Genomic DNA, 14,179 nt, shown 5'->3' on the forward strand with positions numbered 1-14,179 from the left:
GGCAACGTCAGGTATTGAGCGGCGATTGCGGCGTATCGGGGTGGAGTTGCCGGCGGCGAAATTGCCCCGGCGGCTGGCCGTGAATCTGGCGAAAACGTCGGGAGAAATACGCTTCGTCCGCGAAGCCGCACAGCCGCGCCACCTCGCCCACCGAGCGCGTGCTGTTGAGCAGGAAATTGCGCGCCGCGTGCATCCTGCGTTCGAGTACCAGTTCGGTGAAGGTCTTGCCGATTTCCTTGCGCAGCCAGTGCGTCAGGTAGGTCGGTGACAGGTACGTCGCCGCCGCCACTTTGATCAGATTGAGGTCGGGGTCGGCGATGTTCTTGCGCAAATATTCGAACATTCGGCTCAGCGCATCCCGGCGGCTGACCTCGGCCGCATTCTCTTCGGCCAGACGCTTGAGTGGTTCGGCATACAGAAAGCACACGCTGCCAATCAGTTGCAGCAACAAGCCCTTGAGCATTTCACGCGTACCAAACTGACGATTCTCGTCGAGGGTGCGCATCTGTTCGATCAAGGCACAGACCTTGTGGAAATCCTGATCGCCCAAAATGAAATCCAGATGTTCCTGAAAACGGAATGGCGACAACTCGGGTGCCAGTAGGATTGACACTTCTTCCAGATCCATCGGATCGCACTGCAAATGCGGCAAGAGAAAGGTCTGGGAGAAATTGATCACCATGAAATTGCTGTCCGCCGGATGCGGGATCACATGCATCCGGTGCGGCAGGATGAATGCCAGCGTGTTACGCGGGAATGGACGCACGACGTTGCCGATGTGCTGCACGGTGTCGCCACCGAGGTTGACCTGAATCTGGAAATACTCGTGCCGATGGGGGCTGGTCTCGGCCCGACGGCCCTTTTTGTCGCGGATATAGAAGTCCGTCAGTTCGCTGCGCTGCTGCATGACATAGGTGGGAATACGGCTGGGGGACGACATCGGCGCGGAATCCTCGACAGGTATTGGCAGTGAACAAGCGACCTTCATCTTGCCGACAAGCCAGCCAGGCACGCAAGCAGTCATACGATGACATCCGTCTGGATTGTTTTTTTGCCTTCACGGTGGCTTTTTGCCTGTCCAAAAACCCCCGTAACCACGCGTAATATTTTTCTGTTAATTATCAATGTCTTGAGAAATTAATCAGATGCAAACCTCGAACATTCACCGATTTTAATTCTTGGACACGTTTAACAACGCGATTCCCATAGAGAAAAAATGATCTAACCCATCGGTTGATTTACCGATGTTGTACGACCACTGTTGAACGACGCAGCCCAACCTCCTCCAAAAATAATCAAAGGTGTGCACGTCATGATGTTGCTATTTCCCCTCGCCGCCCCTCCCGACATTCCTCCGTTCACGCCGCCCGCAAGACGTCTCTGAACGTCCGACGCCGGCAGCCAGTTCCGTTCGATTGCTATGCCCCGACCCTTCGGGGGCAACGCCTTCGGCTGCTCGAAAACATCTCGATTCTTCTAACAATAACGAGGTCTCTTCATGTCCAACTCACATGCTTCCCAAGCCAGCGTGCCGCCAGTGATCGCCGGCCCCCGAGACGCCGTGGTGCCGCAACGCCTGCCCTCTCGACGTCGCTGGTTCATGCTCTCGCTGCTGCTGATTGCGACGATCATCAATTACATCGACCGGGTAAACATTTCGATTGCCGCACCCTTCATGGCCAAGGATCTGGGTCTGGACAAGATCGAGATGGGCCTGATTTTCTCGGCATTTGCCTGGACGTATGCCTTGGCCCTGGTGCCTGCCGGGTTTATCGCCGACCGCTTCGGTTCGCGCTTCACTTACGGCGTTTCACTGATCAGTTGGTCAACGGTGACCGTGTGCCAGGGTTTTGCCACGGGCTTCGCGTCCTTGTTCGGCTTGCGTCTGGCGGTCGGCGCCATGGAGGCCCCGGCATTTCCGGCCAACAGCCGCGCGGTTACGGTGTGGTTCCCGGCGCGAGAACGCGGGCTGGCGAGCAGCATTTACGTGTGCGGCCAATACCTGGGAACGGCGCTGTTTACCGGCGCCCTGCTTTGGCTGGCGACAACCTTCGACTGGCGTCACGTGTTCTACAGCACCGGCGTGCTTGGCATCGTATTCGGCGTGTTGTGGCTGTATCTGTATCGCGACCCGTTGAACTGCAAGAAAGTCAGCAAAGCCGAATTGCAATACATCGAAGCCGGTGGCGGCTTGGTCAAAAGCAGTCAGGAGCGCACAAAATTCAACTGGCGACAGATCGCTGAACTGTTCAGCTATCGGCAAATCTGGGCGATTTGCATCGGCAAGTTCGCCAGCACCTCGGCGCTGTATTTCTTCCTGACCTGGTTCCCCACCTACCTGATCGAAGAACGCAAATTGACCATGATCAAGGCCGGGATCTTCGCGGTCCTGCCATTCGTGGGCGCCACGGTCGGCATCCTTCTCGCCGGCATTGTCTCGGACTTGCTGATCCGCCGTGGCTACTCGATGTCATTTGCGCGCAAGTTGCCGCTGGTGATCGGTTCGATGCTGGGCATGTCCATCGTGCTGGTGAATTTCACCGACTCGAACCTGATCTGCATTGCCGTGCTGACCATCGCGTTCTTCGCGCAAGGCATCGCGTCATCTTCGTGGGCAGCGGTGTCAGAAGTGGCGCCCAAGGAACTGATCGGGCTCACTGGCGGGATCACCAGCCTGGCCGCCAACATTGGCGGCATCGTCACGCCCATCGTGATTGGCGCGATTGTTCACGCCACCGGTTCATTCGCCTGGGCCTTCTGGTTTATCGGCGGCGTGGCCCTGATTGGCACCCTCTCCTATTCGCTGTTGCTTGGCCGCTTGTACCGCATCGAATTGAAAGTGCGTTGAGCCCACGAACACCGTTTTCTCCAACAAGAGGCGGCATTCGTCCAACTTCGCCAACGATTGCCGCCGTACGCTGACTCTCCAGACAAGGACAACAACAGGATGAACATGACCGAATACGCCTTCACCCCGGACCTGCCCGTGACCTTGCCCATCGTCGGCACTGAACAACGGTTTCCCGTCGGTCGAGTGTTTTGTGTCGGCCGTAATTACCCATGGCCAGATACCCAGGGTCAGTCGCGCCAGCCGCCGGTGTTTTTCATGAAACCTTCGAGCAGCGTTGTCGATGCTATCGGTGAGGTGGCGTTCCCGTCGCTGACCGAAGACTTCGCCCACGAAATCGAACTGGTGGTGGCCATCGGTGAAGGCGGCGCCGATATCCCGGAGAGCGAGGCCTTGGCTTATGTCTGGGGCTACGCCGCCGGGCTCGACCTGACCCGTCGCGATGTTCAGCGCACCGCCAAGAGCAGCGGTTTGCCGTGGGAAGGTGCCAAGGTGTTCGACGGCGCCGCGCCGATGACGGCGATTGTGCCGGTGACCCGCGCCGGCCATCCCGAAGGTGAGTTGTGGCTGAACGTCAACGGCGAGGAGCGTCAGCGCGACAGCCTCGACAGCCAGATCTGGTCGGTCGCTGAAGTCATCAGCCGGATCTCCCGATCCGTGGCGCTCAGGGCCGGCGACTTGATCATGACCGGCAGCCCGGCCGGCGTCGATGGATTGCATCCGGGCGATGTGATCAACGCCGGAATCGACGGTATCGGCCAACTCGAAATGCGCGTCGGCCCACGGGCCTGAACCGCTCGCACGCCTTTGTGATTTGAAGACAGGAGAACAACAACATGTCCATCACTCAACCTTTGAAAGTCGCGCTGGTCACCGGCGCCGGTAGCGGTATCGGCCGCAGCGTAGCGCTGGGTTTGCTGGCCGACGGTTACACCCTGGTCCTCGCCGGGCGCCGGCCAGAACCTTTGCAGGCGCTGGTCGAACTGGCGGCGAGCGAAGGCCACGAAGCCTTGGCGGTGCCCACCGATGTGCGCGACCCGGCCAGTGTCGATGCGCTGTTCGCAACCATTGCCGAGGTTTACGGACGGCTGGATGTGGTCTTCAACAATGCCGGGGTCAATGCCCCCGCCGTGCCCCTGGACGAACTGACGTTCGAACAATGGCGAAACGTGATCGACACCAATCTCAACGGGGTCTTCCTGTGTGCCCGGGGCGCGTTCGGGCTCATGCGTCGCCAGCAGCCTCAGGGCGGCCGGATTATCAATAACGGTTCGATTTCGGCACACACACCGCGTCCGTTCAGCAGTGCTTATACCGCGAGCAAACATGCGGTGCTGGGGCTGACCAAATCCCTGGCGCTGGACGGTCGCGAGTTCAACATCGCGTGCAGCCAGATCGACATCGGCAACGCCTTGACCGAAATGTCGGTGCGCATGACCAAAGGCGTACGTCAGGCCAACGGCACTATCGCCGTCGAGCCGATGGTCGACGTCAAGCATGTCGCCGATGCCGTGCGCTATATCGCTGGCCTGCCGCTGTCGGCCAACGTTCTGAACATGACCGTCATGGCCACCGCCATGCCGTTTGCCGGCCGCGGTTGAGCCGGCCTTTTTATTCGGTAAGTGAGGTTCACATGAAGCCAGAAGTCTTGCAGCTCAGCCCGATTCTGATACCTGAAATCAATGCGCGTCTCGACGAACTGTTTACCGTCAGACGCTATTTCCAGCAGGCGGATAAACAGGCCTATTTGCAGGAACACGGCGCCAACATTCGCGGCGTGATTACCGGCGGCCACACCGGCATCACCCAGGCAGTCATGGCGCAACTGCCCAAACTCGAAGTGGTGGCGGTCAACGGCGTCGGCACCGATGCCGTTGACCTGGCCTACGCCCGTGATCGCGGAATCCGCGTGACGGCGACCATCGGCGCGTTGACCGAGGACGTCGCCGACCTCGCCATCGGCTTGCTGCTGTCGGTATGTCGCGGCCTGTGCACCAGCGATCGCTACGTGCGCTCGGGTCAATGGCCGCACAGCGCGACACCGCTGGCACCGTTGCCTCTGGCGCGTCAGGTGTCCGGCATGCGTATCGGCATCGTCGGCATGGGCCGCGTTGGCCGTGCAGTCGCCACTCGCGCCGCCGCATTTGGCTGTCCGATCAGCTACACCGATCTGCAACCGATGAGCGATGTGAACCACACCTTCGTTACCGACCTCAAGCAGTTGGCCCGCGACAGCGATGCGCTGATTCTCGCGGCCGCTGCCGACAAGGCTGAAGCCATCATCAACGCCGAAGTGCTGCAGGCACTGGGCAAGGATGGTTATCTGATCAACGTGGCACGCGGCAAACTGGTCAACGAGGCTGATTTGGTGGCGGCCCTGGCCGCGGGCGAAATTGCTGGTGCCGGGCTGGACGTGTTCGTCGATGAACCGAACGTGCCAGAAGCCTTGTTCGGCAACGACCACGTGGTATTGCAGCCACACCGCGCCAGCGCGACATTGCAGACGCGAACGCGAATGGGCGAGATGGTAGTGGCCAGTCTGCTGGACAGCTTTGCCGGCAAAACACCGCAAGGATGCGTCACCGGCTAAGCCCTGATCCCAGCGGGGGCCAACAGCCCCCGCTGCGACTCACAACGTGTAGGCAATCCCGACCTGCAGCGTTCTCGGCGCACCGGGATAGGCGTAAACGTTGCCGAACGCGCCTTCTTCGTAATCACGGTCAAACAGGTTCTTCACATCGAAGTTGAGCCGCACTTTGTCGTTGACCTTGTAGAAACCGAGCAGGTCGACGACGGTGTAGCTGCCCATCGAGAACGCGGTGTTGGCCGTCTGCCCGGCGCGCTCATCGACATACTTCAACCCTGTGCCCAGACCCAGGCCTTTGAAAGTGCCGTCCTGAAACTCGTAGACGTTGAGCAGGCTGAAGCTGTTCTGCGGGATGTTCATCAGGCGTGTGCCCGAACGAATCACGTTGTCCTTGGTGACCTCGGCATCCACATAAGCGTAACCGCCGATCACACGCCACTCAGGGGTGAGATTGCCGGCGACGTTCAAGTCAAAACCACGACTGCGCACTTCCCCCGCCGCCACACTGAACGTCGAGTCCACGGGATCAGTGGTCAGCACGTTACGCTTTTCGATCTGATAGATCGCGGCATCGACGCTCAACTGTTGATCCAGCGCCTCCCACTTCACCCCCATCTCCCAGGATTTGCCTTTCTCGGGTTCAAAGCCACCGCCCTGGCGACTGGCGCCGGTGTTGGGTTTGAACGAGCGTGCGGTGTCGGCGTACAGCGCAACCGTGTCGGTCAAGTCGTAAGACACGCCCAGGCGCGGCGTGACCGCGTTGTCACTGGCCTGCCAGTTTTTGCCGCCCGGCACATAGGTTTCATAATCGTGTTCGAAACGCTCGAAACGCGCCCCGGCGAGCACTTTCAAGCGCTCGGTCAGCGCCACTTGATCCTGCACGAACGCTGCGTAGGTCTTGAGGTTTTCTTTGTCGTGAGTCGGTGTCCGGGTCAATGCCGGGCGAGGCTGACCGTAGACCGGGTTGAAAATGTCGATCGGGTAGGCGCTGATCGCACCGCTGGAGCGCTGGATAATCGACTGGTAGTCGTAATCTTCGTATTCGACGCCGGTCAGCAACGTGTGCTGCAAGCCGCCCAGGGTGAAGTGGCCGGTCAGGTTGAGTTGGATGTCCTTGTCCGTCCACTCGAGCTTGCGGTAGTTGAAGTTACGCCCCAGGGTTCGACCATCAGCGCCGATGCCATTCGCTTCGATCGCATCGCCCTTGAGCGAGCCATCGAGCCACTGGAAACCGCCGCCCAATGTCCAGTCATCATTGAGCATGTGCTCGAAACGCAACTGCGCCATGTTGTTGTCGTTATGCAACTTGCCAACGTCTTTCTCGCCGAAGAACGTGTCACGCGAAGCGGTGCCGATCTGCTTGGGGTAACGCGTGACGCCACGGTCCAGCGGCGCGTTGTTGCGCATGAAGTCGCCCTCGAAGATCACGCGGGTAGCGTCGGTTGCCTGCCAGGTCACGACCGGCGCCACACCATAGCGCTCAGTCTCGACGTGATCACGGAAGGTATCCCCGCCCTCGCCGATGACATTGAGTCGGTAAGCCAGTCGACCGTCCTCGTCGATCGGACCGGAAGCGTCCAGCGTGCCGCGTTGCATGCCTTGGTCGTTGAGTTGGCTGCCCAATGTGACCTTGCTTTCTGGCAACGGCTGCTTGGAAACCACGTTGAAAGTGCCGCCCGGATCGCCCCGTCCGTACAGCATCGTGGCCGGGCCGCGCAGCACCTCAAGACGTTCAATGGTGTTGGCGTCGGGCATGTTCGGATAGCCGCGATTGATCGGGAAGCCATTGCGGTAAAACTCGCCGGTGGTGAAGCCGCGCACGGTAAACGTGGTCAGTCCCTGCCCGCCAAAATTGTTTGCCCGACCCACGCCACCGGCGTAATCCAGGGCGTCCTGCAGACGGGTGGCGCCGAGGTCTTCGACGGCATCCCTGGACACCACACTGATCGATTGAGGCGTTTCGTGAATCGAGGTATCGGTGCGCGTGGCGCTGGCAGAGCGCGTGGCGCGATAGCCTTGCACCGGCCCGTCGGCACGTTCGTAATCTGCGGCACCGATGACGTCAGTGGCTTCCAGCTCCAAAGCTGAAGTTTTTGCATCGGTCTCTTCAGCCCACGAAGAAGGCGACAAGGCTTGCAGCACGCAGATGGAAAGCAGAGTTCGACGCATGGGGGTGAGAACCTTACGAATAAGCCAAAACGGAGGGCGGAACTGCCAGCAAAACGCGGCGCATGGTATACCAGTTTCGTGTAATTGAAACTTATTCTTATTTGCCGCAAGAGTCAGGATTACCGAGCCGCGTTAGCTTCGTGGCGAATGCCGCAGTGTTGATCGAGCTTCCAAGGGCAGATTGCTGCTTTTCTCTAGATTCACCGACAAAAACCTATACACCAACTACAATCTGTACAACTATCCACCATTAACACTCAGCGTCCGCTCTGCGCCCTGCTGCCATTCATTACGCTGAATCCGTGCACATGAACAAAACCCATCGGCTGTGCCTGGTCCTCGGTGACCAACTGTCTTTTGATCTGGCTTCACTGACAGATCTGGATCGCGAGCACGACTGTGTGCTGATGGTCGAGGTCATGGAGGAAGCCACCCACGTTGCCCATCATCCGCAAAAGATCGCGCTGATTTTCAGCGCAATGCGTCACTTCGCTCAGGCGCTGGAGCAGCAGGGTCTGCGCGTGCAATACGTGACCCTCGACGACCCGCAGAACAGCGGCTCGGTGCCCGGCGAGTTAAGGCGCTGGCAGGCGCACCTGCAGGCGAGCGAATTGCACCTGACCGAATGCGGCGACTGGCGTCTGGAGCAGTCGCTCAAGGATTGTGGCTTGCCGATCCATTGGCATGCCGACAGCCGTTTCCTCTGCGGTCGCGACGAATTCCGCGCCTGGGCTGCTGGCAAAAAGCAGTTGCGCATGGAGTTCTTCTACCGCGAGATGCGCCGCAAAAGTCGCCTGTTGCTCAACGGTGACGGCACTCCGGTAGGTGGCGCGTGGAACTTTGATGAAGACAATCGCAAAACCTTGCCTAAGCACGTAAAGGCGCCCTACCCGGTTGGTTTTGCCAACGATGCAATCACCCTCGACGTGCTCGCACTGGTCAAAGAACGGTTCGCCAGTCACTACGGCAGCCTGGATACTTTCAACTACCCGGTGACCCACGCCGACGCCCAGGCCTTGTGGGCCTGGTTTCTCGACTACGGCCTGGCTGGGTTTGGCGATTATCAGGACGCCATGGCCAGCGACGAACCGTTTCTGTTCCATGCGCGCATCAGCGCTGCGCTGAATATCGGCTTGCTCGATCTGCGGCAGCTGTGCAGCGATGTCGAGTCTGCCTATTGGTCCGGCAGCATCACACTGAACGCGGCTGAGGGTTTCATCCGTCAACTGATTGGCTGGCGCGAATACGTGCGTGGCGTTTACTGGCTGACCATGCCTGAGTACGCCGAGGGCAATGCTTTCGGTAACACCCGGCCGTTGCCCGAGTTTTACTGGACCGGCGCCACGCAGATGAACTGCATGCGCCAGGCCATCGGCCAAAGCCTGAAACACGCCTACGCCCATCACATTCAGCGCCTGATGGTGACCGGCAATTTCGCCCTGCTCGCCGGCATCGCGCCAAGTCAGATCTGTGAGTGGTATCTGGCCATTTACATGGACGCGTTCGACTGGGTCGAGCTGCCCAATACCCTCGGCATGGTCATGCACGCCGATGGCGGTTACCTCGGCTCCAAGCCTTATTGCGCCAGCGGCCAGTACATCAATCGGATGTCCAACTACTGCCGCGACTGTGCTTACTCGGTGCGCGAAACCACGGCTGACAACGCTTGTCCGTTCAATGCGTTGTACTGGCACTTTCTGATGCGCCACGGCGACCTGCTGCGCGGCAATCAGCGCATGGGCATGATGTACAAAAACCTCGATCGCATGCCGCAAGAAAAACAGCAAGCACTGTGGCAACGCGGGCAGAGCCTGCTCGACCGACTGGATCGCGGCGAATCGTTATGAAAGCGCGCAAGCCTTGGACCTCGTGCAACTTAAACCAGCGGCCTCGGGTCAATGGCTGACAAAACTTGTGAAGCTCACGGCCGTTCGCTGATTGCACGCAAGGCAAACAATACACAACGCAAGAAAGGTGGACATCCTGAAACAGCTTACTCGCGAGGAGCTTGAGTCCGAGGTCACGCGCCTGCGTCTGGCCGTTAAAGCGACCAGCGATGCCGTCTGGGACTGGGATCTGACGACAGACAAGATCCTCTGGAGCGACGCGTTGCAGGAGGCCTATGGCTACGCGTCGGCGGCCATCGAACCCACCTGTGACTGGCGGTTTGCGCAGATCCATCCCCAGGATCGCGCACGGGTCGAGACCTCGATTCGCGCGGCGATTGATGGCGCAGGCACCCTCTGGAGCGCTGAGTATCGCTTCCGCTGTGAGGACGGCTCATACGCCGAAGTGCTGGATCGCGGCCATCTGATCCGCAATGTCGATGGCCAGGCCGAGCGCATGATCGGTGCGATGCTCGACCTGACCCGCTCGCGCAGCGCCGAATCTGCACTGCGCCGCAGCGAGGAACGCTTCAGCACCATTCTGGAAACCATCGAGGCCGCGTTTGCCATCGTCAAAGTCAAATTCGACGCCGACGACCGCCCCATCGACTATTGCTTCGTCGAAGCCAACCCGGCGTTCGAACGTCAGGCCGGCGTCAATCTGCGCGGCAAATGGGTGACCGAATTCGCGCCCAACCTGGAAAGCTTCTGGTTCGAGACTTACGGCCATGTCGCCAAGACCGGCGAGCCGGCGAACTTCGAGAATTACGCCAATACCTTTGAACGCTGGTTCGACGTGCGCGCCGTGCGTGTCGGCGACCCGGCCGAACGGCAGATTGCGATTTTCTTCAGCGACGTGACCGAACGCCGCGATGCGCAAGAACGCTTGCGCATCAGCGAAGCCGTCGCTCGGGAAAACGTCGAGCGCGTGCAACTGGCCCTCTCCGCAGGCGCCATTATCGGCACCTGGCACTGGCATTTGCCTTCTGATCGCTTCAGCGTCGATGAAGCCTTCGCTCGGGTGTTCAACCTTGATCCAGCGCTGGGCCGTGACGGTCTGAGCCTGGAGCAAGTGGTGAGGACCGTGCATCCCGATGACCGCGATGGACTCACAGCCGCGATCAATGAAGTCATCGCTCGCGGAGGCCCCTACTCTCACCAGTACCGGGTCTGCGGTGCCGATGGTCATTACACCTGGATCGAGGCGAACGGGCGCGTCGAATGCGCCGAAGACGGCACGCCGCTGCGCTTTCCCGGCGTGCTCATCGATGTCGAAGACCGGCGCAATGTCGAAGCCGAGCGCGACCGCGTCACCGCCGCTCTGAAAGCGCTCAACGACACACTGGAACAACGGGTTTTGGCGCGTACCGCAGACCTTATGCAGGCCGAAGAAAAGCTGCGCCAATCGCAAAAAATGGAAGCCGTCGGGCAACTCACCGGCGGCCTGGCCCATGACTTCAACAACCTGCTGGCGGGCATCTGCGCATCGCTCGAGCTGATGGAAAAACGCATCGCCCAAGGCCGTGTGAACGACATCGACAAATACATGCTGATCGCCCAGGACGCCGCCAAACGCGCGACCGCCCTGACCCATCGCCTGCTGGCTTTCTCCAGACGGCAGACCCTCGATCCGCGACCGACCGCAATCAATGCGCTGATCGCCGGTATGAGCGAACTGATCCAGCGCACGGTCGGCCCGAGTATTCGCCTGAAGACGGTAGCCGCCGCCGATCTCTGGCCTGCCCTCGTCGATGCCAGCCAACTGGAAAACGCCCTGCTCAACCTGTGCATCAACGCCCGCGACGCGATGCCCGATGGCGGCAGCATCACCGTCGAGACCGCCAATCGCGCCCTGGATGCCGAAGCGGCGCGGGCGCTGGACATGCCTGAAGGGCAATACCTGTGCCTGTCCGTTACGGACACCGGCACGGGCATGAGCGCTGAATTGATTGCCAAAGCCTTCGACCCTTTTTTCACCACCAAGCCGCTGGGCCAAGGCACCGGGCTGGGGCTTTCGATGATTTACGGTTTTACCAAGCAATCCGGCGGACAAGTCCGGGTGCAATCGACCGTGGGTCACGGCACCACGATGTTGATTTACTTGCCGCGTTATTGCGGCGAGGCACTGAACCATCACGATGATGCGCAAAGCACCACCTCCGCTCAGGTAAAAGCGGGTGAGACCATCCTGATTGTCGACGACGAACCCACCGTGCGCCTGTTGCTCAAGGATGTGCTGTTCGACCTCGGTTACAACCTGCTGGAAGCGAGCGACAGCGTTGAAGGACTTGAAACCCTGCGCTCCAACGCGCACATCGATTTGCTCATCACCGATGTCGGTTTGCCGGGCGGCATGAACGGCCGGCAGATGGCCGATGCAGGCAGGCAAATCAGGCCCAAGCTGAAGACTTTGTTCATTACCGGGTATGCGGAAAACTCGGTGATCGGTAACGGTCAACTCGGCCCCGGCATGCAGGTGCTGACCAAACCTTTTGCCGTCGACACCTTGGTTGCCCGAGTCAGTGGCCTGCTCGCCATCGACGACAAATGAGCGTTGTGCAGGGTCGTTAAAAAACTGAAGCCCGCTTTTCAGGGCAGGCTTCAGGTTGAATCGCGTCGGCTTATTTCTGCTGCGCAGTCAGCGCCGAGTAGCTGTTCATCAGGTTGCGGTAGTTGGGAATCCGCTGCGACAGCAGATTGCCCAGGCCTTCAATGTCGTTGCGCCAGTCGCGGTGCAACTCACACGCAACCGAGAACCAGTTCATCATCTGCGCGCCGGCCTGGGTCATGCGACTCCATGCTGCCTGCTGCACGGTGGTGTTGAAGGTGCCGGACGCATCGGTCACCACAAACACATCAAACCCTTCCGCCAGTGCCGACAAAGTCGGGAACGCTACGCACACATCGGTGACCACACCGGCAATGATGATCTGCTTGCGCCCAGTGGCTTTGATCGCCTTAACAAAGTCTTCGTTGTCCCAAGCGTTGATCTGGCCAGGGCGAGCAATGTACGGCGCATCCGGGAACATTTCTTTCAACTCTGGCACCAGCGGGCCATTCGGGCCTTGTTCAAAACTGGTGGTGAGGATGGTCGGCAGGTCGAAGAACTTGGCCAGGTCAGCCAGGGCCAGCACGTTGTTCTTGAACTCGTTTGGCGAGAAGTCCTGCACCAGCGAAATCAGACCGGTCTGGTGATCGACCAGCAGCACGATAGCGTCGTCTTTGTTCAGGCGGTTGTAAGTTGGAGTGGTCATGGTGTGCGTCCCTTTTCGAAGTTGGAGTTTGTTGTTGCGTTCAAGTTGGGTAAAGATTACTGACGCATCGAAAAGGGATAAATCGGCTGGAATGTGTTTCACCGTCAACTCGAACAGGACAATAGAACGCAGGAGCAATGGCGCGGTGCGTATGCACCGGAATTCTCGGCCGTGGGTCGATGAAAGCGAGTACTCGTCACTTTTTCTTACACCTTTTGTCGCTCTATCCCACGCCGTACGGCGATCCGAAGCCGGTCGTTGCCGTCAGTTTGGTATCATGCGCCGCTTTTACGGTTAACCCCCCGCCAGTCCTGCTGACTGACGGGCTGCAAAAGGCGGTATTAGATGACGGCTTTGTTGACTCGCCGCAAGGTGCTTGCGGGAATGGGCGTACTCGGGCTCGGCCTGCTCGCCGGCTGCGACACCCGTGGCCAACTGTCGTACAAGTACGGCAAGGATCTGAGCGACAAGATCCTCGGACGCACCTTCAAGCTGAAGAACACCGACGGCGAAACCATGTCGCTGTCGAGCTTTCGCGGCATGATGCCGATGATCTTCTTCGGCTTCACCCAGTGCCCGGCGGTGTGCCCGACCACCCTCGCCCGCGCGGCGAAAATCAAGAAACTGATGGGCAAGGACGGCGACCGTTTGCAGGTGATCTTCATCACCCTCGACCCCGAACGCGACACGCCGGAAATTCTCGACGCCTACATGAAAGCCTTCGACCCGAGCTTCGTCGCGCTGTACGGCACCGTTGAGGAAACCAAGGCCACCGCCAAGGAATTCGACGTGTTCTACGAGAAAGTCCCGGCCGGCGACACCTATACCATCTCGCACACATCCACGAGCTACGTCTACGATTCCCGTGGCGGCCTGCGCATGGGCCTGTCCACCTCGCTTTCGGCAGAAGAATGCACGGAAGATTTGCTTACTGTTATGGAGGTTTGCTGATGCACCCTGTTCTGAACCACATCAAACGCGCCGCGCTGGCTCTGTCGCTGATGGGCCTGGCCTTTCAGGCATCGGCACAGACCAAAATCGACGACGCCTGGGTCCGTGCCACCGTGCCAACCCAGACCGCCAGCGGCGCGTTCATGACGGTCACTGCCGACAGCGACAGCAAGCTGCTCAGCGTGGCCACGCCCGTGGCCAAAGACGTACAGATCCACGAAATGACCATGAAAAACGACGTCATGAGCATGGGCCCGGTGAAGTTCGTCGAATTGCCGGCCGGCAAAGCCGTCAAGCTTGATCCGAATGGCTACCACGTGATGCTGATGGGTCTGACCGCTCAGTTGAAAGAAGGCGACAGCGTGCCGCTGACCCTTACCGTCGAGAACGCCAAGGGCGAGAAAGAAACCATCGAAGTCAAAGCGCCGGTTCGCGCACTGACCAACATGGAAGGTCACGATCACAGCAAGATGCATTGATCTGA

The 14,179-nt window shown here is 59.5% G+C and carries 11 protein-coding genes; 8 read left to right on the forward strand and 3 right to left on the reverse strand.

Features of this window, described 5'->3' with window-relative positions:
- Positions 1-7: 7 nt before the first annotated feature.
- On the reverse strand, positions 8-940 hold the full coding sequence (locus tag AC3Y64_RS16595) for a helix-turn-helix transcriptional regulator (RefSeq protein ID WP_489984516.1): 933 nt from the start codon (positions 938-940) through the stop codon (positions 8-10).
- 558 nt (positions 941-1,498) lie between these two features.
- Here AC3Y64_RS16595 and AC3Y64_RS16600 point away from each other — a divergent pair.
- The 4 genes from AC3Y64_RS16600 (at position 1,499) to AC3Y64_RS16615 (ending at position 5,438) form a co-directional block, all read left to right on the forward strand.
- On the forward strand, positions 1,499-2,848 hold the full coding sequence (locus AC3Y64_RS16600; RefSeq protein WP_122854486.1) for an MFS transporter: 1,350 nt from the start codon (positions 1,499-1,501) through the stop codon (positions 2,846-2,848).
- 99 nt (positions 2,849-2,947) lie between these two features.
- Complete coding sequence (locus AC3Y64_RS16605; protein WP_489984517.1) at positions 2,948-3,640, forward strand: fumarylacetoacetate hydrolase family protein; 693 nt, start codon at positions 2,948-2,950, stop codon at positions 3,638-3,640.
- A 50-nt stretch (positions 3,641-3,690) separates the two neighbouring features.
- Entirely contained in the window at positions 3,691-4,449 is a 759-nt protein-coding gene (locus AC3Y64_RS16610; protein WP_158955363.1) for an SDR family oxidoreductase, read from the forward strand.
- Between the two features lie 32 nt (positions 4,450-4,481).
- Positions 4,482-5,438: a 2-hydroxyacid dehydrogenase gene (locus AC3Y64_RS16615; protein WP_489984518.1), complete on the forward strand. Its 957-nt coding sequence runs from the start codon at positions 4,482-4,484 to the stop codon at positions 5,436-5,438.
- A gap of 39 nt (positions 5,439-5,477) precedes the next feature.
- On the opposite strand, the gene AC3Y64_RS16620 is transcribed toward AC3Y64_RS16615, so the two are convergent.
- Positions 5,478-7,604 (reverse strand): TonB-dependent siderophore receptor, encoded by a 2,127-nt coding sequence (locus AC3Y64_RS16620; protein ID WP_489984519.1) that lies wholly within the window; start codon positions 7,602-7,604, stop codon positions 5,478-5,480.
- Positions 7,605-7,912: 308 nt separating this feature from the next.
- On the opposite strand from AC3Y64_RS16620, the gene AC3Y64_RS16625 reads away from it, so the two are divergent.
- Positions 7,913-9,451: a cryptochrome/photolyase family protein gene (locus AC3Y64_RS16625; protein WP_489984520.1), complete on the forward strand. Its 1,539-nt coding sequence runs from the start codon at positions 7,913-7,915 to the stop codon at positions 9,449-9,451.
- A gap of 127 nt (positions 9,452-9,578) precedes the next feature.
- The gene (locus AC3Y64_RS16630) at positions 9,579-12,041 is read left to right on the forward strand and encodes a PAS domain-containing protein (protein ID WP_489984521.1); all 2,463 of its coding nucleotides are present in this window, start codon (positions 9,579-9,581) and stop codon (positions 12,039-12,041) included.
- A 70-nt stretch (positions 12,042-12,111) separates the two neighbouring features.
- Here the strand turns inward: AC3Y64_RS16630 and ycaC are convergent, their stop codons facing one another.
- Entirely contained in the window at positions 12,112-12,744 is a 633-nt protein-coding gene (ycaC, locus tag AC3Y64_RS16635) for an isochorismate family cysteine hydrolase YcaC (protein WP_090284017.1), read from the reverse strand.
- 345 nt (positions 12,745-13,089) lie between these two features.
- Here ycaC and AC3Y64_RS16640 point away from each other — a divergent pair, with 345 nt between their 5' ends.
- Positions 13,090-13,695, forward strand: coding sequence for an SCO family protein (locus AC3Y64_RS16640; RefSeq protein WP_122595523.1), 606 nt, complete (start codon positions 13,090-13,092; stop codon positions 13,693-13,695).
- Positions 13,695-14,174, forward strand: a complete 480-nt coding sequence (locus AC3Y64_RS16645) for a copper chaperone PCu(A)C (RefSeq protein ID WP_158955342.1) — start codon at positions 13,695-13,697, stop codon at positions 14,172-14,174. The genes AC3Y64_RS16640 and AC3Y64_RS16645 overlap by 1 nt, the downstream gene beginning before the upstream one ends.
- The last annotated feature ends 5 nt before the right edge of the window (positions 14,175-14,179 follow it).

The sequence above is a fragment of the Pseudomonas sp. 4CAES_32.4 genome (assembly GCF_058136335.1).